We start from the raw sequence: 22,850 nt of genomic DNA on the forward strand, positions 1-22,850 counted from the left end.
ACCGGCGAAACGGCAGACAGAAATCAGACGTTTATTCGTGCCTGAGTGCTTCAATCGGATCAAGGCGTGCTGCAGAAATCGCCGGGTAAATCCCTGAGATAATTCCGATGGTCACAGAGATTCCAAAGGCAACGGGCAGACTCCAGAAGGCAATCTGGGGATGGAGATCAAAAAACATACGGCCGACTTCCGAGCCCGCGGAGTTCCCTTCCATGACAAAGTTCTGTACGAACCACTGAATCCCCAGAAAGGAAAGCGGGGTCAGTAATCCAAAGACCACGCCAATCAACCCTCCCGACCCGGCCAGTACAATGGTTTCGGTCAGGAACTGCTCGATGATATCCCTTTGACGCGCACCCAGCGCACGTCGCACACCGATTTCACGTGTCCGCTCGGTGACGGTCGCCAGCATGATGTTCATAATTCCGATGCCTCCCACCACCAGACTGATGGCGGCGATCGACCCCAACACGACGTTAAAGATCATTCGGATCTGTTCCGCCTGTTTTAACAGTTCCAAAGGCACAACTACTGCATAGTCTTTCGTGCGCGGATGTGACTGATCGAGTGTCTCTCGAATTGCCTGGGCGGTTGGCAGCACAGCATCTTTATGATTCACACGCAGGGTGATCTGATTGAGTTCGATGTGTTCGGCTGTCATACTGCCAGCCTGATTTTTGATATCCAGATCCCCTTCGCGCGCCTGCAGGGTTTTGATGGGAATATAGACGTCTTTGTTATAATCCTGACCGGAAAGACTGCCGCCGATGGCTGCGGATGCTGTCCTGTCTTTCGTAACACCTATCACAGTGTAAAACATGGGACCGATACGAATGGACTTGCCGAGCGGGTCTTCAAATTTAAACAGACTGTTGGCCACTTCGTTGGCAATCACGGTCACGTTCAACAGTTTTTCCTGGTCACTGCCTGTCAGGAACCGCCCTTGCGAGAGCATCAGATGATTCATCTCCAGATAGTCAGCGGTGCATCCCACAACGCGGGCATTCATGGCTTCTTTGAGATAACGAATTTCCCGGTCCACTTCGCGAATGGGAGCCGCACTGGTGATGGTTGGTAGAGTTTCCGTCAAAATTTTATAATCAGAACGCAACAGGCCGTACTGCAGAACGCGGCTGCGTGTGGAAGACTGTGTGACTTCATGAGGCGGCTTGACGCTACGGACGATGACATTTGTGGCCCCCAGTTCAAGAACCTGCTTCTGTGCCTGGGCGCTGGCCCCTTCACCAATCGCCAGCATCGCAATCACGGAGAACACACCGAACACAATCCCCAGCATCGTCAGTCCGGACCTCAGCTTATGCAGCATTAAGCTTTTTAAAGCGAGTCGAACGATACGAATAATACGGGACATGCGAAGTGCCTGAATGTAATACAGAAGAAGAATTAAAAGGGCGACTATCCGTCGCGTTAAGAGGCAGGGAGGGCCTGTTGCAGGATGGTTTCACTCTCAATGAGACCATCTTTCATCATGATCTGACGTTTGGTCTGTTTGGCGATAGCCGGTTCGTGGGTCACCATGATAATGGTACGCCCCTCCGCATTCAATTTATGGAGGATATCCATGATTTCTGCTTCGGTGGCGGAATCCAGGTTTCCGGTTGGTTCGTCTGCCAGAATAATTTGAGGGTCATTGACTAACGCGCGGGCAATGGACACACGCTGCTGCTGTCCCCCGGACAACTGAAAGGGGCGGTGATCCATGCGATCACCCAGCCCGACCATGCGTGCCAGTTCCATACACCATTCCCGCTCGATGCGTCCAATCGCCGGGTAACCAGACCGGTAGAGCAGGGGGACTTCAATGTTTTCGAGTACTGTATATTGTGTGATCAGATTGAACGACTGAAAGATAAATCCGATCATGTCGTTCCGCATCTCTGAGAGTTCATCGTCATCCAGCGTAGAGACATCGCGGCCGCCGAGGATGTACTGGCCACTGGTCGGACGGTCCAGAGCACCCAGCAGGTTCAGCATGGTACTTTTACCACTACCGGAGGAGCCCATAATGGCTACAAAATCCCCTTCTGGGAAGTCCGTAGACACTCCCCGCAACGCTTTGACCACAACCGACCCCAGATCATAGAACTTGGTGAGGTCGATCACTTGAGCAGCAAGCTTCATGGTCGTTTTTCTCCACCGGGCCTCGCGCCTCCTGAACCGCCTGCTCCCCCGCCGGGACCGCGAAGCTTACTGAGTTCGCCGGCATCCAGGAAACCGTCCTTATTCGCATCCAGTTCATCGAAGCGTTCCTGCATGCGTTCCGGAGCTTCATCCTTGGAGACTTTTCCATCAGAGTTCTTATCCAGACGCTGCAGCATGCTGCCTGCATTTCCACTGGCAGGTTTTTTCTTCTCTGCCGATTCACCACGAGGTTTTTCACCGCCTGCTTTACCAGCAGCGGGACCAGCCGGCTTTGCATCCCCACTACCGGGCCCCTGTTTCTCAGCCTGCTTTTTCTTTTCCATAGCCAGCTGTTCTTCCAAGTCGATCAGTTCATCGGCGAAGTGGGTTCGTGGATTTAGAATCACTTCTTCACCGACTTTGATGCCAGATAGAATTTCGATCATGGTATCACTGGCCTGACCGATTTTGACTTCTCGGCGTTCTGACGTTCCACCTGGCATTAAAATAAACATATAGCGCTGCTCGCCAATCGTGATCACCGACTGTACCGGCACCTGTAGAATATCAGGGCGCTGATCAACGCGAATTTCAATTTCGGCTGTCAAACCCGGCTTGAGCTTGGTGATGTCACCATTGTCAGGCAGAATTCGGATTGTGGCTTTATATTCTTTTAAGTCAGGTCGCATCCAGTTGGAAGAAATTGGCACCGAGGAAACCTGATCGACAACACCTCGATAGAGTTGTTCCGGAAAGGCGTCAACGCGGATATCAACAGGCAAACCTTGATTGATCATACTGATTTTTGATTCGTGAATGCGGGCATCCACTTTCATCTGCGAGAAGTCGGGGAGTTGAATGATGGACTGACGTTCGCGGACTTCTGTCCCCTCTTCAATCACATCTTCCCCACTGCTGCGACGGCCACTGTCCTGGTTGGCATAAACGACCTGACCATTTTGAGGTGCAATCAGTTTACAGGCCAGGATCTGCTCACGAATACGTTCCAGTTCACTTTTCTCGACTTCATAAGTTAACTGGCTGGCTTTGAGGCGTGCATCGAACTGAGCCTGCGTAGCAATGCCCTGACGGATCACACGATCCAGGTTTCGTTTCTTTTCGTCTACGTCTGCTTCCAACTCTTTATGTTTGCGGGTCTGAACGTAATCTTTTTCTACTTTGAGATCTTCTTTGGCAATCTCCAGATCAATCTCCGCTTTTACCACATTGATGCGGTCGGCTTCGACGTCGTTCTGACTTTTATAACCTTTTTTGGCGATCCGTTTCGAGAACTCGAATGTTTCTTCGGCGCGCTGCAGGTCCTCACGCGCTTTGGTAATGGCACCTTCTTTCACATTGAGATCTCGCTGAGATTCCCCTTTGAGGAATTTCTCCAGATCGAGTTTCGCCAGCACTAACGCCAGCTCAGCAGCGGACGTATCGCTTTCATTTTGCGTCTTCTGGATCTCAACATTTTCTTCGGCCTGCTTCAGCTCTGCTTCCGTCTGTGTTACCTGAATCTGCTGCTGTTTTTCTTTATCCACCAGCAGGGATGAATCGAGTTCACAAACCACTTCCCCTTTCTCAACCATTGTTCCTTCGGGAACAATACTGAGAATGGTGGTAAAGCCTTTGACTTTGCTGGACAGGGTCACGTTATTCAAACTGTCAAGCTGACCACGTTCGGTCACCGACACCCGAAATGGACCTCGGGTTGCCTTGTCTGTAATGTACGTCGTATTCTTCTTTGCCCCAGAAGAGAAGGCAGAAAAGAGCGGCTTGCGCAGTGCAGGCACCGTCAGGACCAGTATCGCGCCGACAATCAATGCAATGATCAGCAGCTTTGCTTTATTGAGGCGTTTGCGCTGGCTCTTCTGTTTCGGTGAGTGCGTTGAGTTCTGCTGCAGGTCGGAAGACGACTGGTTGGATGTCTTCTGCTGCAGTGACTCTTGTTTCTGTTGTTCCTGGGGTGGATTGGCGGTGCTCATTGGTAGGCCTGATTCTTCCCGCGCGGTGTTGATAGAAATCGTCTTTCCAAATACCATTTTCATCTATCTCCATGATACCCATATCTCGATAGATGTTAAGTCGGTTTTGTTCATAATTTACCCAGTTGCTGATTAAACTGTTTTGTGCTTCCAATACTGATGATAACGCATTTAACAGATTTAACCCCTGGTTTCGACCAGCCTGGGCCGGGTCTGAAGTGGCTTCGACTGCACTGTCGTACTGCAGTGCCGCCAGTCGAATCTGAACCCGTGATGTTTCGAAGTTTTGACGAAGCACATTCAGCTGTCGCCAGCTCTGACGAATATCAAATGTCACATCGTCTTGCGCTTCCATAAAGGTACGACGCTGTCTCTGATATTCGATCTGAGATTCACGATAGGCATTTCGCTCCTGTACTAATGACAACGGAGCCGTAAATTCGATCCCGGCCCGTAATCCCGCCTGACTACCGCGGAAGTCAAGAGGCTTATTTTTGCCGAGAGGCGTACTTATGTCTCCATCTACTACGACATTTAACACCGCTTCGAGGGAATTAGACCGCACTTCCATCAATCTTCTGGCATCCATGACGAATCCTCGCTGGTTCATCAGGTCCAGACGATTCTCGATACCAAGACGCACTGCCTCAGTACTATCCATCGTAAATGGTTCCAGTGTAATGAGTTCGACTCGCAAGCCAATTTCGATCACTTGCATTCCCTGCGAGGTTCTAAGCATGTCTTCCCGCAAATTGGCCATTTCCAGGATAATTCGTTTTTTCTGGTCGTTAGAGAGCGTTTCTTCACTCAAAAAGCCTTTCAGCCCTTCCAGACGACTTTTCATCTCCTGAATTTCCTTACGGACCCCAGAATACAATCGTATATCATTTGCTGTACTTTGACGGACCCGTTCACGGTCTTCGTCCGACTGGAATCGGCGTTTGCGTAAGGCCAGAATTTCCTCAGAGACCCCCTCCTGGCTATCACCCAGCAGCTGGTCCACATTTTTGATATCCTGCTCGAGCGTCAGCAAAGCATCTTCTTCGAGACGTCCCTGCAAGACTTCCAGACCTTCCACTACCTTGAGCAGTTCCGCAGTGGTTGGCGGGACAAGATTGGGGTCTTCCCAGTCCTCCACGTAGACCTTAGCCCAGACTTCGACATAGTCATAGATCTCCTGTTCGATACCTGGCAGCAGGGGATCGATCAACTGAAATGGTTTGAGCAGAGATTCGTCAATACTCATGGGCATATTGGGGGGCAGACCGAGAAAGAGTTTGAATCTCCCCAGCGCATCCTGATAGGCCCGTTCCAGAGAACGCAAACGGTTGATCGACTGCGCCAGCCTGGTTTCCAACTGGGCCACATCCAGTGTGACGACTTCCGTACGAATCCGCTGCACGAGTTCGCCGACGGTCGCCTGATAATCATCTTCATCACTGAGCGCGAGCAGACGTTTTTCCTGCTCTGCAGTCATCTCCCCTTTCCAGGAGAGCATCCGCGCCTCGTCATCGAATTCGAGTTTCTCCACCAGCTCTGGTGGAATGATCCAGTTCTCAGGTAATTTATCAAGACGCTCTGACTGCACTTTCGGTTTTTGTGACGAGAGTGCCCTGAGGATTTCCACCTGGCGTTCGAGTCGCTTGATGTTATCGCGCTCGTTGTAAATCACCTGCAGCTGTTGCAACAATTGCAGAAAACCATCCCCACCTGCCACGTTCTGAGTAAAAAAGGTTTTACGGAAGCGGGCCAGAACTCGCGTCTGATACAACACATTTCGCTCATCCTGCGTCAGGTTGTTCAAAACGACTTTCCGCCCTGCACCAAACAGCAGAGGTTGCACGAGGGAATAAGAAAGCACACTGACAGAATTCGTCTGATTCGATCCGGAAAACAACCAGAGTGTATTGTTAGCCAGCTCAACTGCCCATTGGGCACCACTGGGCAGAACCTGATTGACGCCCATTCGGCTGCTTAGATCCAGTTCCTGAGTCCCGTTAGCCAGGCGTCTGCGATTCAATTCGGCCTGAGGGTTCTGACCGCCCACTCCCAGGTAACGCACATCGAACTGAAAACGCCCAAAGGTTAAATCCAAAGCAGCGAGGAACAGATTTTCGATTTGAAACTGATACTCACGACTGTTAATGTTGGCAATATCAATTGTTTCCCGCAGTGTGACATCTTCCAGCGCCGGTAATTCCGTGCCGGGTAACGAATTGCCTGAAGCAGCGATTTCGGCACTTAATTCAGGACTGATCCCATACTGCACCAACCAGTCCGGGTTTTCGATACTGAGGGCACGGCCAAATTTATGCCAGCTCTTATAACCTTTTTTACACTGTAACCAGTGCATGTAAACATTCGCCGCCGGATCGTCGGGAGGCAGGGGCTCATGATTCGGATCGTACGGATCATAAAACCGACTGCGGGGATCCGGCTCCACATCATAGCGTGGAACTTCCCATGCCGGGTCGTTGGCTTTCTCAGCCAGAATCTCATAACTGTCTGCGTTGGCCTGATCAGCCCAGAATGTGGGAGAGCAACCGACGGACAGCACGACCAGACAGACCATCACCGCGGCCGAGAGGACTGGTTTGTAAGTGTCACAACAGGAAATCAGACTTGTGCGCCTCATGAATGAGCATCCGTTACAGAATTTATTAAAAAGCCTGGTAGTATCTAAGAAAAGAAAATGAAATCATTAAGCAGCGGGCGTACCCTGAAAGGGAAATGGCCCATCTGTATCGGGAAATGTTTTGACGGTTTCCCGTTGAGAACGCTGAATATGTGCAGTCTTTAATAATGATTGCAGCATGCCATTCAATTGTCTTCTCTGATCGGCAGAGAGTGATGCCAGCAGTCGCTGCGAAACGATGCCATGAAAGGTCTTCACCCGTTCCAGCAATTGAGCGCCTTGCTCAGTCACTTCCAGCACGCGTTTCCGTCGATCTTTCTGGGACTGACGACGAATGACCAGCTGGTCGCCTTCCATGCGTTCGATCAATGTGCAGATATTGGACTCGGACTGCCCCAGCTTTCGCGCCAGTTCCGATTGGGAACAGCCGGCTTCGGTGACCGAGTCGATCACCTTCAATGCAGAATAGCGGACTTCGTTAATTTCCAGCTGCGAGAAACTTTGATTCAAGGCAACCCGGATCAAATGGGCGGTGCGGATCAAAAGATCAATCTGCTCGACGCTCTCATGATGTTGCAGGGAACGCCAGTCAGCAGGACCAGACATTGCATCGAATTTCGTACTACTTTCCTGTTCCATATATTTCAGCCTTAAACCGATTCTTCCAACCCGGATCAAAATGAACGCTGCGTACTTCGGGCAGCACAAATACCCTTATTCATATTTCGGACATGAAGTATTAGTATCTGAAGGAGTTATCGGCATAACCCGCAAAGTTTTACATAAGTAAAATCTGATTTCAGGTTGCATCGTTGCTGGAAAGTGGGAACAATCGATAGGATGCATTGATATAGATTTACTCGAAACCCCATCTGGGAGAACGCTTTAGATGCAACGCTCAGCACTCACTCGTCACCTGGTACAGAAACACGCGATCAACCTTGTTGCCCTGATCTTCCTAATACCCTCAGTCACCGATATCTACGCAGCCCCCAAACCGAATGTCATTGTGATCTACGCGGACGATCTGGGTTATGGGGACCTGGCCTGCTTCGGACACCCCACCATTAAGACACCTGCTCTGGATCAGATGGCAGCAGAAGGGATGAAATTCACCCAGTTTTACTCGGCTGCTCCTGTATGCACCCCCAGTCGGGCAGCGTTGTTAACGGGTCGCTATCCAATTCGTTCAGGTATGTGCAGCGACAAACGACGAGTTCTGTTCCCCGATTCCGGCGGAGGAATTCCTGCAAATGAAGTCACACTCGCAGAAGCCTTGAAAACAGCCGGGTATAAAACGGCTTGTGTTGGTAAGTGGCATCTGGGCCATCTGCCTCAGTTTCTCCCTACCAGCAACGGCTTTGACAGCTACTTTGGAATTCCTTATTCCAACGACATGGATCGATCCGCAAACCACAAGCTGGGGCGCAAAATCTTCCTGAAACCGGAAGTCAAATTCTGGAATATTCCCCTGATGCGCGATACAGAAGTCGTTGAACAACCGGCTGACCAGACTACGATCACAAAACGCTATACAGAAGAGGCGATTAAGCTGATTCAGCAGAACAAGCGGCAGCCGTTCTTCATCTATCTCGCCCACAGCATGCCCCATGTACCGCTCTTTCGCTCCCCAGAATTTCAGGACAAGAGCCGGCGCGGATTGTATGGAGACGTGATTGAAGAAATTGACTGGAGTGTCGGCCAGGTTCTGGATGAACTCAAAACACAAGGACTGGAACAGAATACGATTGTCTGGTTTTGCAGCGATAATGGCCCCTGGCTGATCTTTAACGAGCAGGGCGGGTCAGCCGGCCTGCTACGGGATGGGAAAGGCAGTACGTGGGAAGGGGGGATGCGTGAACCAACGATCGCCTGGTGGCCCGGCCACATTCCTTCGGGTTCGGTATCGCAGGAACTGGGAAGTACGATGGACATCTACACCACATCCATTAATCTGGCGGGTGGAACGGTCCCGACCGACCGCGTGGTCGATGGAGTGGATCTCACCTCCGTATTATTGAATGAGGAAAACAGCCCGCGCGAGGAAATGGTCTACTATCGAGGGACTAAACTGATGGCATTACGAAAGGGTCCCTGGAAAGCGCACTTCATCACAAAACCTGCCTATGGTCGCGAACCATTCCAGGAACATGATCCACCGGTATTATACCATCTGGAACATGACCCTTCCGAAAAGTATAACGTGGCCCAAGACCATCCCGACGTCATCAAAGAGCTCAAAATGGCTGCAGAACAGCATCAGAAAACGGTAAAACCGGTTCCGTCACAGCTGGAAATCCCATTGCCGAATTAGACTGTGTCCAGTTTTACTGCAAGGTCTTCTGGATCATTGTGATTGAGGAACACAGCTCAGAAGACGCGATTGTCTAAGCACAGGCGTTCTCATCGTAGACGGGCCCCGCTTACCAGTAACAGATATAGCGAGGCCCTTCTGGTTCTTCCCTGATACGAAAATGGACTGCTTTGCTGCTTTTTTCCTGATCGAATCTGTCCCATTTCGCACAGAAGTGGGGGAGTTGCGCTGCATCAAATTCAGGACGTGGTTCGGGCAGGCGAAAATAAGCATCATGAATCAGTGTCAGCGCGACCATCAGGGGATGCTCATCAGTATCGGGCTGGCACAGCAGCAGTTCCAGCGACTGGGCTGCATACAGACAGTCTTGAAAACGCGATTCACGCATGCATTCTGAAGCCATGCGTTCCACAAATTTCAACAGGTTATCGATGCCATGCTGATTTAAGAGTACGTCTTTTCGGTTTTCAAACTGCAGGGCGATTTTAATCTGTTCCTGGAGTTCTTCGTCGGTCTCACTGGGAATCGACATACGGCCATAACCATCTGGGACAATCGACTCGATGGTTTTTATTGTTAGTGCCAGATCGGCAGGATCATGATTCATTTTTGTTTTACTGCAAAAAAGGGAATAGAAATCTTCCGGGACACATAAACCAGGTTCGTTGACGAGTGATTATATATAAAAACCGGAAAATGATTCATCCCTCTTTTGAAAATAAAAAAGAACCGATTGAGTCAAAATTCAATCGGTTCTTTAATCAATGATCAGTGGTTAATCAGCCTGATTTCTTATTTCAGGAAGAAGTCATCTGGTCCTTTGTGTGTGTAGTAAGGATACTGCACAATTCCCAGTGGCTGATTCTGCTGCGGATAGACGGCTGCAGGAGGGACATATTTGTATGTCTGATAGTTTCTTGGACGTTTATTTTGATGGTAGGTATTTTTGTGCCCGGTTTTCCAGCCACCTGCCCCTGGTGGGCAATAAGCACCGCCGTTCCCCGGTGGGCAGTACGCACCCCCTTGTTGTCTGTGTCTCATCTGCTGAATGGGTGGCTGCTGACCTGCATATTGCTTGTGCATGGCCTGCTGATATTTAGCCATTTTTGCCTGCTGCTGCATCAGGAACTCTCCGTCGGCCGACTGACCCCGAATGACCTGGCTATTCGAGCATCCCACACACAATGGTAGAATCAGACAAGCGGCCATTTTACATAATAAGTGAGGCTTCATTGGCTTCCTTTCCCCCGGTTTTTCTGAATTTGAGCGTGTTTCCGTTCGCGCTCGATTTTGGGTATGAGTGATACCTGCTGAGAATTCTGCGGACACCGAACTGGTTTAAGATCGTAAATGGCCTACAAAAGACTTAATTCTTTTATCGGTCATTCCGAGTCAAACAATAGTTAAAATCACCAAGAATCGGAAAACCGGTGTAATATTCAAAACTGATCGACCTTGCAGAATCGTTAAAACCGGGATAGATTATCGTAGTTTCCTACTCTATGAGACCGTAAGTTTAAAATAGATAAAGTGGGTTGTTTTAAAGTTTGAGTTTTTTTCAGGCAAGACATCGTCTGTGACGGAGTGCTCATATAGCTTTGTCGTTTGCCAACAAGGGAGTGTTCGGCGTGTTTGTAGCTGCATCATCACGTTGCTTTTCTGATGAAACATTTGAAGTCAGTTGTGAGCGTCTCACAGATCTGGAGTTCGACAAAATCGAAATCTGGATGAATGAAGAGAGCGATCATCTGAAACCATCTGAAGTCGTCGCGTCACCTGAAGATTTTTATTCACGTTTTCGGGAAGCCACCCGGCTCACTCCCATCGCCTTCTGCCTGGAGAACGACATCACACCGGATGCGTTTAAATCCTTGTGCAAGGCAGCCAAGATGTTGCGGATCGCACAGATCACCATCCCGGCTTCTCCACTGGGGACCCCGTTTAATACAGAAATTGACCGGCTTAAAGCATTACTGGAAATTGCCAGCCGCGATGGCATTCGACTTTCCATCAAAACCAAAACAGGGCAACTGACCGAAGACCCCCGTACTGCGACAGAACTCTGTCAGTCTGTGAAAGGTTTAGGCCTGACACTTGATCCGAGTTACTATACCTGTGGCCCTTACAGTACGACGTCATACGATCTGGTATTTCCGTATGTCTGCCACATTCATCTGCGCGATTCCACCACAGACCAGCTTCAGGTTCCCGTCGGACTGGGGGAGATCGATTACAGTCGCCTGATCAGCCTGCTGGAACGTCAGGAATATCACCAGTTCCTTTCAGTGGAACTTCTACCTGAGCTGATGAAAGATGCGGACAGGGCGCTGGAGCTGCGAAAACTCAGAATGCTGCTGGAATCCGTTGTGATCTGAGCTTCTGAAAAACAGTTTACGATACAGAAACAGCCAGAGCCTTCTGAGATACGGAAGGCTCTGGCTGTTTTATTTGATGCTGAAAATCTGGCTTATTTGAAATCTTTAGGATTACCAAACAGACCGCCGCCTCCACCACCGGCTGATTCATCCGCGTTCCCACCCAGGAGTGGTCCTTTGCGTTTCCGTTCGTAAGTGGGCTGCTCTTCAACCGCATCCACTGCTGCCTCTGGCTTGTCGATCAAAGCTTTGATCGACAGACTGATCCGCTTCCGGTTGGGATCGACTTCCAGTACTTTCGCCGAAGTCTCCTGACCGTTTGTCAGAACCTCCGTTACCCGTTTTACACGACGATGATCCAGTTCGCTGATATGAATCAAGCCTTCCAGACCTGGTTCGAGCTCGATGAAAGCACCAAAGTCTGTAGTACGGGTCACCTTGCCGGAGACAGTCGATCCGGTAAGATAACGGTCCTCGACCGATTGCCAGGGATCCTGCTGCAACTGCTTCATTCCCAGGCTGATGCGGTTCTTTTCTTTGTCGATCTTGAGGATTTTCACATTGATCTGCTGCTGCTCACTCAAGGCGTCTTTGGGATGCTTGATCCGATTCCAGCTGATCTCGCCAATGTGCAGGAAGCCATCAATGCCTCCCAGATCCACGAAGGCACCATAGTCTTTGATATTCTTCACAGTCCCGGTATGTTCCTGACCGATGGCCAGTTTTTCCCACAGCTCTTTCTGAATTTCTTCGCGCTCTGCTTCGAGATACTTACGGCGACTCACAACCAGATTACGTTTCTTGGGATTCACTTCTGTAATCTGAACAGTCAGTTTCTGGCCTACGAAAGGTTCGAGGTCACCCACAAAATACAGATCGACCTGGCTGGCGGGCAGAAAGCCTCTCAGGCTTCCCACATTGACTTCCAGCCCCCCTTTGTTCGATTTATTGACGACACATTCGACGACCTGACCGGCAGAGACAGCATCCCAGTCACCTGCAGGTTTGTGATGTCCACGTGGCAGAGAGAGCAGGATCAAGCCTTCTGCTTCTTTAATGCTGGTGACTTTGACATCTACTTCCTGTCCGATCAAAGGGGTTTTGTCGCCGAACTGACGCAGGGGCACCATTCCGGGTACTCCCATTGCTTTTGCACCGAGATCAATAAAGACATCGTCGTTGTTGATTGATTCCACAACCCCTTTCAAACGATCTCCTTCTCCAATCCCTTCTTCCGCGGCCCCCGATTTTGCAGCAGGAGTAGCAGGAGTCTCAGCGTCTTCTGATTTTGCTTCGGCGGCGAGTTCTTCATCACTCAGAGTTTTGGCAAGTTCCTGTGCGCCCTGCCCCGAGAGTGCCGCTGCGAGTTCTGCTTCCAGATCACCGTCCAGGTCATCCACTGCAGGAGGAATATCGACCGGCTCGGCTGCTTCTGCAATCTGCATCATGGCCGCTTCCTGAAGCTGTTCCTGTGAAGGTTCAACGGACGGTTCTGCATCTCCTTCTTTGGAAGCAGGAGCGGAACTGGAACCTTTTGCTGGAATTGCTTTGAACTGAGCCGGATCCACTTTAGGCTTCAACTGGACTTTGCGTTCTGCTGTGTCCGCACCCTGTGGAGCAGCAGCCTCTGATTCCGCAGGTGTTTCTGCCTGAGGAGTTTCAGTGGGAGCTGAAGAGGTTGCCTCATTCACACCGGCAGCGGACTCCTGTGGAGCCGCTGGCTGGTCCTGGTCGGCTGGTGATTTCGCTTCCAAAGCTTCTTCACTCGTATTGACTTCTTCAGTAGTTGGTCGTTCTGAACTCATGGGAGATGAACTTTCTCGCCTAATTACTTACTTCAAGATACAGGAATGTTTCACAGGCTTGTCAGGCCAGCCGCAGACAGACATCCACCCGACTGCAGTAACTTCTTCAATTCAGGCTCAAAAACCTGCCGGACTAATTAAAAGAGTATCACCGCCGCAGCAGACCTGCAATTCGCAGGGCCTAGTTTTCCGATTTTTTCACTTTTGCTTTCACACATCGTAACCCCAGTGCAGGACTGGCAGTAGTTGCTGCTTCCTGCCTGCGAGAGGCAGATCGCAGGCGGTTGTAAGGGTCCGTCCAGGCGCCGCCACGCACTACCACTGGCTTATCGATGGTGACAGTGCCCCAGACACTGCCGTCACCGGGAGCATTTTGATAGCTATCATGCCAGGGGTCAGCGACGAACTCCCACAGATAACCGTGCATGTCATACAGGCCCCACGGATTCGGTTTCAGAGCTCCCACAGGAGGGTCATTTCCTGCTGCATTTCCGGTATGCCATGCATATTCGTCCAGAATCCGAGCCTGTTTGCCCTCATCTCCCTGTTTCTGAGGTTGATCACCAAAGCTGTATTCCGTGCTCGTCCCGGCCCGGCAGCAGTACTCCCACTCGGCTTCGCTGGGCAGACGTATCACTTCATCCGCCGCAATCAACTTTGCTTTCTTCAGTTCAGAGGTCAGTTTCCGACAGAATTCATTCGCGGTCTGCCAGTCAAACATTTCTGCCGAATTGCGAGGCCCTCCCCAGCGACTGGGGTTATTTCCCATGACAGCCTGATACAGATTCTGGGGGACTTCATACCGACTCATCCAGAAATCGTCTGACATTATAACTTTATGAACAGGTCTTTCGCTCGGCTCTCCTGTAGTCGATCCCATCTGAAACGTCTGGGGGAACTTCCCTTTTCCGGGTGTGATTGACACCAGCTCTTTGACAAACAGTTTCAATAACTCTGTCTTCCCGCTGGAGTCCAGAGGGGGGGAGTCCAGTTTCTCCTCCGCGGACAGCCTCACCAGCCCCATCAGCAGGGAAAACAACAGAGTGACCAGAACAGCCAGTTGCCTGACGGATACGACATTTTTGAGATGGTTCATATACTTCACTACTGGTTCAGATTTTGTTAGGGTACAGCTGCAAACGAATTTTACCAATGTCGGCTTGAATTCGAAAGCAGAGAAGGTGTCTGAAAGCAGTACATCCCACAAACAACACCGGGTTCCGAATTCCTGCGTGTTGCTGTTTCGCGTTCAGGTTCTTAAATGAGTCAGGTCTATTCATGTCAGAGTCTCCGAACTTAATTCCACGCAGTATTGATCTCCTGTCACATCAGGAATGCCAGCTGGTTGTGGTCGACGTTCAGGAAAAACTCCTGCCGGTCATTCCGGATGCGGACAATCTGACGCATCGCATCCGTCAACTGCTGCAGGCAGCACAACTGTTTGAAATCCCGCTACACTGTTCCGAACAATATCCCAAAGGACTGGGGGCAACCGTCCCCGCGCTGGCAGAATTACTGCCGGCGCCCAGAGAAAAACTGCGATTCAGTGCCGCCGCGTGTTTAGGCTGGGAAACTGCCGCTAATACTGTCGACAGCCGCACACGTATTGTGCTGTCTGGAATTGAAGCGCATATCTGCGTACAGCAGACGGCTCTGGATTTGTTAGCCGCCGGTTATCGCGTTATCATTCCCGTAGATGCCATTGCCAGTCGAAATCAGCTGGACTGGGAAATTGCAATCAAACGGATGGAAAACTCAGGCGCCAGCATCACGACGACCGAAGCAATTCTGTTTGAATGGTGTGAGGTCGCTGGCACTCCGGAATTCAAACAGATCAGCCGGCTGGTAACCGAAAAACCCCCGATAACCGAAAAACTATAGACGCCAATCACATTATCAATCTATTTTGAGTCCTTCAAATCATAAAGAGCCACTCTCATGACCATTGAACATCATCTGCATCCCCCGATTGCTCCGCCCCGTCGTACTCTGATGGGCCCTGGTCCCAGTGATGTTGCCGCCAGTGTGCTGGCTGCACTGGGCGCACCGACTGTAGGACACCTCGATCCCTATTTTCTGAAGGTGATGGATGAAGTTCAGGATATGCTGCGAACCATTTTCCACACAACGAACGAACTCACACTCGCAGTAAGTGGCACGGGGAGTGCCGGAATGGAAGCCTGTGTGGTCAACTTACTGGAACCGGGTGACAAGATCGTTGTCTGTACGAACGGCGTGTTTGGTGCCCGCATGGCAGATGTCGCAGGTCGCATTGGCGCGGAAGTCGTACAGATCCATCGCCCCTTCGGTGAAGTTTTCTCAGTAGAAGAAGTGATTGATGTCCTGCAGAAAGAAAAGCCCAAAGTCCTGGGCATCGTGCACGCGGAAACATCCACGGGTGCAGCCCAGTCCCTGAAAGAGATTTCTGAAGCCGTTCACGAAGCGGATGCGTTGCTGCTGGTTGATTGCGTGACTTCACTGGGCGGGATGCCCGTCAAAATTGACGAATGGGATATCGACGCGGCCTACAGTGGCACTCAGAAATGCCTGAGCTGTCCTCCCGGACTGTCCCCCGTGACCTTCAGCTCCCGTGCCGTCGCAGCCATGGACGCACGCAAGACGAAGGTTTCCAGCTGGTATCTGGACATGTCGATGGTCCGTTCGTACTGGGGTGATTCGCGTGCCTATCATCATACTGCACCGATTAACATGAATTTCGGCCTGCATCAGGCCTTACGCCTGGTCCTCGAAGAGGGCATGGAGAACCGCTATTCGCGTCACTATGCTAACCATTGTGCCCTCAAAACCGGTCTGAATGCGATAGGTATTGAGTTTGCGGTCGCCGAAGATCACCAACTTCCCATGCTGAACGCCGTCAATATCCCGGATGGTGTAGATGATGCTGCTATTCGTGGTCAGTTGCTGAAGCGGTTTGGCATTGAAATTGGCGGCGGCCTGGGACCTCTGAAAGGCAAGACCTGGCGCATCGGCCTGATGGGAGAAAGCAGTCAGAGCACCCATGTGCTGCTGTTCCTGGCGGCCCTGGAGCAGTGCCTGCTGCATGCAGGCTATCAACTCTCTCCCGGTGCCGGTGTAGCTGCTGCAAACGATTTTTACCGCACAACGATTACAGACTGACCTCAAGTCGGCGAGAACTTTCGATTTCTACCGGAAACGAAGGCTGATTATTTAATGAGCCCGGCCAGTAATTCCGATTCCTAAGATACGACTCTCATATGACTTGCTGTCTGTTGAATGTCGCGGTATATTGAAAACAGAACTGGACGTCATGCGTCTGTGTTTCCGTGGGGAATTTTTCGAACATTCTCACGAATTTTGTGTCGAATGAGTGGCAATCGAGAAAATGATCGCCTATCATTTCCGACCACCTGTAAGGGGCCGTAGCTCAATTGGTTAGAGTACCGGACTGTCGATCCGGGGGTTGCGGGTTCAAGTCCCGTCGGCCTCGCTTACTACGCTCGTTGTCATCATTGACAGCGAGCGTTTTTTTATGCGCGAATTGTTCATTCCAGTATCTATTATTGCTGGAGAACCCCGACTTGCTTTTCAATTTCAGGGAAGTAGCCTGTAATCCGAGAGGCAAAAACTATATAAACCAAGTTCTTCAAACTCATCATCTGGCTCCAGTTCGACCCGACAATTTAACCGAACATTCCCTGCCGTGACGATCTCAATCACTCCTGGCAGCGTAGAGATTTCACGAATTGAAAATGCAATCTCTGCCTGTTTCAATTCATCCTGGAAAGACTCTGCTGTCATTTTATTACGGACCACCCAAGGATCGAGTTGCATCTCAGCACAACTCTCAGGAATCTCAAAATCGTCGCTGAAGATCTGGTAGAGTCGATTATCCTGATTAAAATAGAATTCGATATCACCATATTTCCAGATCGTGGCAGATTTAAAGGAGTTGGCATCCGAAGGTCCCCACATATCAGTAGAGCCTAATAGAGTATTTATTTCTTTTCGTGGCATACCCAGTTGAACAGGACCAAATGAACCAGTTCTGAAAAATTCTTCTAAACTGACTTCAAGCATATCGCTTCAATATTACTAAGGCCTTAATCTTGTCTAAATTATTTACTAACTGAGACAATACAACCTTTTTCAGGTTCTGCAATAATTTCTTTGCAAAAAATTCAACGATGGTCTGCATCAGAATATAGGGTTTGAATTCACTCATAGAGATGTCTGACTTCTCGATGGCAGAGCCGTTTCGCCACCTCGCGATTGAGTCTAGCTCATTCCACTCCGGATGTTCCTGAGCCAGCGTACCACGGACCATAACAAGTGCCGTCTCCTACATCTCAGCGGCAATCAGCAGCCGTTCTTCGGGAGCCTGTTTCTGTAGAAGCGCTACCATCGTTTTATCGATAACTTCCACAACAGGCCGTTGGTCACTCATGGTATGGCTCTATCATTAAGAAATTTACGTGAAGATTACTTAATCATGATACGAAAACTGCAACACTCGTTGCGGATTGATCTCGACGAAGTTTAAATAATATACCAGCTCTGCACGGTGATCCATGAAATATCCGAATGAGTCATGAAAGACTCTTCTATGCGGAGACATTCACATGGCTGACTTTCGTCTTGAAAAACTGTACGTCATTCTGGATGAGCCGATCCCCGGTATCAACCATTTTCAGGCCGTCGATCCAGAAGAATTTGCCTGGCATGGCACATTCGACTTAGCCCAGCAACTGGGCATCACACCACTCGACGATTTCACATATGCTCCCTTTGAAGAAGAAGTTTGGCATCCAGCCGGCGCAGGGCTCAAGACGATCCGCTCACTTCTCAAAGAATACCGACGTCAGGCTGCCACTTCAGAAAAAGTCCAGCAAAGGCTGCAACCGACTCTTGAAATGTTCGAGAAGCTGGAAGAGTTATTCGATCAGGCAGACGCGCATGATCGCGAATTCTATCTGTCTGCGCGAGACCTCAATTGACAGCATTTCGGTGTCTGATACGATTCGAATCTGATTCGTCCGCTGCAGTCGGATCATCAATCAATCGCATCAGACACATGAACGGAGTCAGAACACCATGCAAACGGTATTGATCACGGGCGCGTCCGCTGGATTCGGGAAACTGGTTGCGGAAAAACTGCTGGCGAAAGGGTTTACCGTCTATGCCGCGGCCCGTCGGGTCGAAAAAATGCGCGACCTGGAATCCCTGGGCGCGCATATCATGCATATGGATGTGACGGATACCGAATCAGTCAACACTGGTGTCGCGAAGGTGATCGAAGAACAGCAGCGCATTGATGTGCTGTTCAACAACGCGGGTTACGGTTCGTATGGCACGATTGAAGATGTGCCCCTGGAAGAGATTCAGCGTCAATACGATGTGAACGTGTTTGGCATGGGCCGACTTGTACAGGCGGTACTGCCGCAGATGCGGAAACAGGGCTCCGGACGAATCATCAACACCGCGTCGGTGGTCGGCCATGTCTCGACCGCCGTGCTGGGCTGGTATGCATCGACGAAGCACGCTGTCGAAGCCTTTTCTGATGCACTGCGGATGGAAGTCAAATCGCTGGGCATTGAAGTGGTCGTCATTGAACCGGGGGCCGTCAAAACCGAATTTGACGAAGTCGCGTTTGCCACGCTGGACAGCCTGGATCACGCGGAAGATTACAAACCCCTGGTCGCCGCGTTTCGCAAATTCACCGGCGATCTCTACTCCAAAAGCCCGGGGCCGGAAAGTACCGCCAATGCGGTTGTCAAAGCGATCGAAGCGAAGAAGCCCAAAACCCGGTACGCAACCACCCTGGATGCCAAACTGCTCCCCCGGGTCAAACGACTCTTCAGCGATAAACTGTTCGATAAAATTGTATTGAGCCAGATGAAGTAGACCGCATTCATTCTGCCTTTCCCAAAGACCGAGATGACACTGGCGCTGTGATCAGATCCCGCACTTGTACCAGAGACAATCGTCTCAGCACGTACGTACGCGACCAATTCTCATTGACATCACTTTGGGACCCGAGACTTACGATCCAATGATTGCCTACCTCTCAACTTCGCTGGCAGGTTTAAGAGCGAGTTGTTCGCTGACCATCCAGTGGTGTGATCGACCATCAGCAGATTTGCTTTCTATTTCAGACATCCTGTCGCACTTTAGTCGATTTTGGTGGTATTTTTTTAGTTGGCATAGCCTTTGCAATTCTCTTCCAGTGTGGCCAGGAATGAAACCACTAACTACTCGAAACAAATATGGAAGGAAATGAAATGTTACGCCGAAGTATAAAAGTATTAGCAGCAGCAGCCGTATTGGGGGTCAGCCCCGCATTGCTGACCGCACAGTCTCCTCTGGAAGGAGCTGGCGCACAACTGGAATCACAGTCGAAAGCCGCCGGTCAGGTCACCAGCCCCGCCCCTAAAGTGCCGGGAAAAAATGCCAAAATCGATGCCAACTCACAGTTGGACTCGAAGTCTCAGTTGAACAATAACCGACTGGATACCGAGTCGAAACTGGATGCCAAGTCACAGTTGGATTCGGATTCACAGTTGGATTCGGATTCACGGCTGAAATCCAAGACTCAGTTAGACGCTGACGTGGATGCCAAAGCCAAAGGGAATACCCGCGGCCTGCAGACGCCCCCACAGACTCCTGACGCTACCGACGGTGCGATTCAAAGCACACCCGGTAATCTCGAAATGCAGGGGAGACTTAAAGGCGGTGCTGACGTCGATCTGAATCAGCCGCAACGTCATCAGACCAATCGCCCACAGACTTTCGACAACCAGACCAATGTCGAAGTCGATGATTTCGTACGACAGGGAACCGCTCATCTGGATATTGATGATGCAACCCGTGCCCGCTATCGTCACCACAATGGTCACTGGTGGTACAAGACTGAGCAGGGTGCCTGGTTAATTCATAACAATGGTCAGTGGGAATCTTTTGATCCGGTTACTTACCGTAGCCCTGGTCAGCCTACAGACCAGGAATATTACCAGGACGATGACAACTATCAGTCCAGCAATTATTACGATGACGGAAGTTATTACCAGGGCGGTACCTATTACGATCCCGGCTATAACAACAATGGCTATGGGAACTATGGCCGAAACTACTACCGGGGAAATCGATACCGAAATAACTACTATAATGGACGCGGTTATGGACGCGGTTACTACAACAACCGGGGTAACGGCTATAACGGACGCTATGGTAGCGGATACCGCGGTTTGAATCGTGATCAACGTCAAGGTGCTGCCATCGGTGCTGGCATCGGAGGTGCCATCGGCGGTAATCGTGGTGCAGCTATCGGAGCTGGAATTGGTGCTGGCGTTGCCGACTAATAATCCAGCGGACTAATTTGATTGAGAAATAAGGAACTATTTCCTGACCGCAATACTGAATGATGGAGTGAGGTATTGCTCTCGAAGCAGGCCAGCAGATGCCCCTCTGCTGGCCTGCTTTTTTTGCGCGCTGAGATAAGTTAATCAAAGTCTGCAAGCATTTTATTTTTTATCCCTGATGAATTCATCCACGTGGATGGTAAAATAATAACCGGTTAGTGGTGTCGGTTCGCGGGTCGCTTGTTGTTTTCAGTTGCAACTGGGCGCGTTCGGCCAGTTCTTTTGTCAGGTGTGCCCGAACCTGAGTTTTTCCGTCAACTATTTTAGTTGCCAGCGAGACCAATAAATCGGGTCGACCTGTTTTTCCCTCAGCCGGAATGTAGAGCGAAATGGAATTAATGGGTTTCAGCTTCCCGGCATCCACAATATCCAGTACCACGGTCACGCGACCGGTACCATGATCGTTAACGAACAGCTCATATTTGAGTCCAAGTTCTTCCTTCGACTGCCCGATTCCAAACTCAATCGCCCAGGCAGCCTGCACCGTCAACATCAGCCCCAGAAAACTCAAGAGCATGGTGATCTGTTTGCGTGTCGGCATCGTTTCTCTCCCCATTTTAGACTGTACTCAGTTTTACAGTAGCGTCTCCACAGCGTTATTTTTTCTGCGCTTTCAGAAACTGGCTGATCTGTTTGAGCGTTTCCTGATGTTGTTTTTCATACTTTGATTTATCAGGTGCTGCTTCGATGATTTTAATCGTCTCTGTGAGCCGTTTTTTCAACGCTGCATCATCGGTGTTGAGCCTGGCACGCAGATCCGGCAGCAGGGGTGTCGCTTTTTTTCCAAAGACAGCCAGCGCCCCGGCGGCATTCAGTCGCACCCAGACTTCGTTGTCGTCCAGCAGTTTTGCAATGGCGTTCCTGTTGCTGGTACTGTAGGGATTGAGATTCGCCAGCTGGCCGGCGTCCCAGCCGCGCACCGTAATATCGGTACTGGCCAGTCCCCCGGAAAACCGCTTTTCCAGATCGGCTAATTCCAGTAGCGTGACCCCGGCGGGTATTTTGAGTTTCTCCAGCGGGATTGTCTCATCCACATAGATGCTCAGCATCGGGTACGGGTTCCAGATCTTTTCGCCCTGATCTTTCTTTGCCATGGTCCGGGCAATTCCGCCCACCAGATGCAGATCCCAGTGGAAGGGGATCGTTTTTGTCTGTCGAAATGACTTTGTGGAAGCGGGGCCAGGTCGCAGGACGACTTCATGCTGTTTCTGGTTTGTGGCGGCAAATTTCTGCAGCACATCGTTCAGCGCATCAATCTCGCCGTGGTAGTAAGCATACTCATTTCCATTCACCCAGACATGATAGACGCGGCTCTCATGATTGATGACCGGCATAATGCCCGGCCAGTCCTTGTAATTCAACGCGTTTAACGGTTGATTACCAAACGTTTCTTCCCCCATAGACCAGACGAGGGAAGGAATACAACTCACGATCAGCAGGGTAGATAATAAAACCGGAAACGCGCGTCGCATGGCACTACTTCCTTTAAGGAGGAAACGGGGATCTTTGCCTGAAGTGACGTTTGTCAGGAAGCCTTTGTTGCAAAGAATCGCTTAAATTTCAAAAGATTCTGAATAGACTCAATAGTGAACTAATCAGCTGATCTGTTGATTATGGTTTGTTGGGGAACCATTCCTCGCAGTACCAGACTGAGTCTCAACCCGTTTCAGGTTCAGTTACTGTTTTTGTCGCGTTCTCTCAGTAGCGGAGTACTACCATTTTTCGCTCCACAGCCTCCTTGATGAATTGACCCAGCGATTGAAGATAAGACCAGTGATATTCTCGAAACATGTCCTCATCTAGCTCAATCATCAACAATTCAGACATCAAATCAGTCGACGCCATAGCGTAACACTGGTCGTAGTCAAGTGTTTGAAATTCTTCCAGGGAGGACTGCATTGTGTCCTCGGAAAGACGCTGGGCCGGCCCGTAACCAAAATCAATCTGGTGATGCAGGACCGTGCCAGCACTTAACAGCTCAGTAATCGCCGGGAGGTGAGATTCCGCTTTTGCATCATCGAGATCGACTGCTGGGGGACTGAACATAAACAGGAGTTCGTAACCAGCCTTGTCCATATCGAGATAGTCTGCAGATCCATATTCGCGGCAGCGTTGTTCGAATGCAGATGCATCATTCTCAAGCGTCAAATATTCGTCTCGCGAAAGTCGTAAGAAGCCATTCGTCACACCCATA

At 50.3% G+C, this 22,850-nt stretch carries 20 protein-coding genes and 1 tRNA gene; 8 read left to right on the forward strand and 13 right to left on the reverse strand.

What is annotated here, in order from left to right; all coding sequences use genetic code 11:
- Nucleotides 1-31: 31 nt before the first annotated feature.
- The 5 genes from Pan161_RS23780 to Pan161_RS23800 form a co-directional block, all read right to left on the reverse strand.
- Nucleotides 32-1,372, reverse strand: coding sequence for an ABC transporter permease (locus tag Pan161_RS23780; protein ID WP_145231233.1), 1,341 nt, complete (start codon nucleotides 1,370-1,372; stop codon nucleotides 32-34).
- Between the two features lie 56 nt (nucleotides 1,373-1,428).
- Entirely contained in the window at nucleotides 1,429-2,142 is a 714-nt protein-coding gene (locus tag Pan161_RS23785) for an ABC transporter ATP-binding protein (RefSeq protein ID WP_145231234.1), read from the reverse strand.
- Complete coding sequence (locus tag Pan161_RS23790; RefSeq protein WP_232103786.1) at nucleotides 2,139-3,734, reverse strand: HlyD family efflux transporter periplasmic adaptor subunit; 1,596 nt, start codon at nucleotides 3,732-3,734, stop codon at nucleotides 2,139-2,141. The genes Pan161_RS23785 and Pan161_RS23790 overlap by 4 nt, the downstream gene beginning before the upstream one ends.
- 256 nt (nucleotides 3,735-3,990) lie before the next feature.
- Entirely contained in the window at nucleotides 3,991-6,765 is a 2,775-nt protein-coding gene (locus Pan161_RS31105) for a TolC family protein (RefSeq protein ID WP_145231236.1), read from the reverse strand.
- Nucleotides 6,766-6,831: 66 nt separating this feature from the next.
- Nucleotides 6,832-7,404 carry a MarR family winged helix-turn-helix transcriptional regulator gene (locus Pan161_RS23800; RefSeq protein ID WP_145231237.1) on the reverse strand — a complete coding sequence of 191 codons (573 nt, stop codon included), beginning with the start codon at nucleotides 7,402-7,404 and terminating at the stop codon, nucleotides 6,832-6,834.
- 250 nt (nucleotides 7,405-7,654) lie between these two features.
- Here Pan161_RS23800 and Pan161_RS23805 point away from each other — a divergent pair, with 250 nt between their 5' ends.
- Complete coding sequence (locus tag Pan161_RS23805; protein ID WP_145231238.1) at nucleotides 7,655-9,079, forward strand: sulfatase family protein; 1,425 nt, start codon at nucleotides 7,655-7,657, stop codon at nucleotides 9,077-9,079.
- Between the two features lie 109 nt (nucleotides 9,080-9,188).
- On the opposite strand, the gene Pan161_RS23810 is transcribed toward Pan161_RS23805, so the two are convergent.
- Nucleotides 9,189-9,686 carry a hypothetical protein gene (locus Pan161_RS23810; protein WP_145231239.1) on the reverse strand — a complete coding sequence of 166 codons (498 nt, stop codon included), beginning with the start codon at nucleotides 9,684-9,686 and terminating at the stop codon, nucleotides 9,189-9,191.
- A gap of 185 nt (nucleotides 9,687-9,871) precedes the next feature.
- Complete coding sequence (locus tag Pan161_RS23815; RefSeq protein WP_145231240.1) at nucleotides 9,872-10,312, reverse strand: hypothetical protein; 441 nt, start codon at nucleotides 10,310-10,312, stop codon at nucleotides 9,872-9,874.
- Nucleotides 10,313-10,707: 395 nt separating this feature from the next.
- On the opposite strand from Pan161_RS23815, the gene Pan161_RS23820 reads away from it, so the two are divergent.
- Nucleotides 10,708-11,454, forward strand: a complete 747-nt coding sequence (locus tag Pan161_RS23820) for a sugar phosphate isomerase/epimerase family protein (RefSeq protein ID WP_232103454.1) — start codon at nucleotides 10,708-10,710, stop codon at nucleotides 11,452-11,454.
- Nucleotides 11,455-11,546: 92 nt separating this feature from the next.
- Here Pan161_RS23820 and Pan161_RS23825 read toward each other — a convergent pair whose 3' ends face one another.
- Together Pan161_RS23825 and Pan161_RS23830 are read right to left on the reverse strand one after the other, a co-directional pair.
- Complete coding sequence (locus Pan161_RS23825; protein ID WP_145231242.1) at nucleotides 11,547-13,259, reverse strand: S1 RNA-binding domain-containing protein; 1,713 nt, start codon at nucleotides 13,257-13,259, stop codon at nucleotides 11,547-11,549.
- 181 nt (nucleotides 13,260-13,440) lie between these two features.
- Nucleotides 13,441-14,355 (reverse strand): formylglycine-generating enzyme family protein, encoded by a 915-nt coding sequence (locus Pan161_RS23830; RefSeq protein ID WP_232103455.1) that lies wholly within the window; start codon nucleotides 14,353-14,355, stop codon nucleotides 13,441-13,443.
- Nucleotides 14,356-14,537: 182 nt separating this feature from the next.
- Here Pan161_RS23830 and Pan161_RS23835 point away from each other — a divergent pair, with 182 nt between their 5' ends.
- The 3 genes from Pan161_RS23835 to Pan161_RS23845 all read left to right on the forward strand — a co-directional run bounded on the left by Pan161_RS23835 (nucleotide 14,538) and on the right by Pan161_RS23845 (nucleotide 16,728).
- Nucleotides 14,538-15,140, forward strand: a complete 603-nt coding sequence (locus Pan161_RS23835) for an isochorismatase family protein (RefSeq protein ID WP_232103456.1) — start codon at nucleotides 14,538-14,540, stop codon at nucleotides 15,138-15,140.
- 57 nt (nucleotides 15,141-15,197) lie between these two features.
- The gene (locus Pan161_RS23840) at nucleotides 15,198-16,397 is read left to right on the forward strand and encodes a pyridoxal-phosphate-dependent aminotransferase family protein (RefSeq protein ID WP_145231244.1); all 1,200 of its coding nucleotides are present in this window, start codon (nucleotides 15,198-15,200) and stop codon (nucleotides 16,395-16,397) included.
- A gap of 257 nt (nucleotides 16,398-16,654) precedes the next feature.
- Nucleotides 16,655-16,728, forward strand: a tRNA-Asp gene (locus Pan161_RS23845).
- A 104-nt stretch (nucleotides 16,729-16,832) separates the two neighbouring features.
- Here the strand turns inward: Pan161_RS23845 and Pan161_RS23850 are convergent.
- Entirely contained in the window at nucleotides 16,833-17,318 is a 486-nt protein-coding gene (locus Pan161_RS23850; protein WP_145231245.1) for a hypothetical protein, read from the reverse strand.
- A gap of 542 nt (nucleotides 17,319-17,860) precedes the next feature.
- On the opposite strand from Pan161_RS23850, the gene Pan161_RS23855 reads away from it, so the two are divergent.
- From Pan161_RS23855 to Pan161_RS23865, 3 genes are all read left to right on the forward strand, one after another.
- A complete protein-coding gene (locus Pan161_RS23855) occupies nucleotides 17,861-18,235 on the forward strand; it encodes a hypothetical protein (protein ID WP_145231246.1) in 375 nt (124 codons plus the stop codon).
- 97 nt (nucleotides 18,236-18,332) lie between these two features.
- Nucleotides 18,333-19,142, forward strand: coding sequence for an oxidoreductase (locus Pan161_RS23860; protein ID WP_145231247.1), 810 nt, complete (start codon nucleotides 18,333-18,335; stop codon nucleotides 19,140-19,142).
- Nucleotides 19,143-19,519: 377 nt separating this feature from the next.
- A complete protein-coding gene (locus Pan161_RS23865) occupies nucleotides 19,520-20,596 on the forward strand; it encodes a hypothetical protein (RefSeq protein WP_145231248.1) in 1,077 nt (358 codons plus the stop codon).
- Nucleotides 20,597-20,780: 184 nt separating this feature from the next.
- On the opposite strand, the gene Pan161_RS23870 is transcribed toward Pan161_RS23865, so the two are convergent.
- From Pan161_RS23870 to Pan161_RS23880, 3 genes are all read right to left on the reverse strand, one after another.
- The gene (locus tag Pan161_RS23870) at nucleotides 20,781-21,197 is read right to left on the reverse strand and encodes a type 1 periplasmic-binding domain-containing protein (protein ID WP_145231249.1); all 417 of its coding nucleotides are present in this window, start codon (nucleotides 21,195-21,197) and stop codon (nucleotides 20,781-20,783) included.
- 55 nt (nucleotides 21,198-21,252) lie between these two features.
- Nucleotides 21,253-22,128, reverse strand: a complete 876-nt coding sequence (locus tag Pan161_RS23875) for a HEAT repeat domain-containing protein (protein WP_145231250.1) — start codon at nucleotides 22,126-22,128, stop codon at nucleotides 21,253-21,255.
- A 226-nt stretch (nucleotides 22,129-22,354) separates the two neighbouring features.
- Nucleotides 22,355-22,849 carry a DUF1877 family protein gene (locus Pan161_RS23880; RefSeq protein WP_145231251.1) on the reverse strand — a complete coding sequence of 165 codons (495 nt, stop codon included), beginning with the start codon at nucleotides 22,847-22,849 and terminating at the stop codon, nucleotides 22,355-22,357.
- Nucleotide 22,850 lies beyond the last annotated feature (1 nt).

It is taken from the genome of Gimesia algae (genome assembly GCF_007746795.1).
GTDB lineage: Bacteria > Planctomycetota > Planctomycetia > Planctomycetales > Planctomycetaceae > Gimesia > Gimesia algae.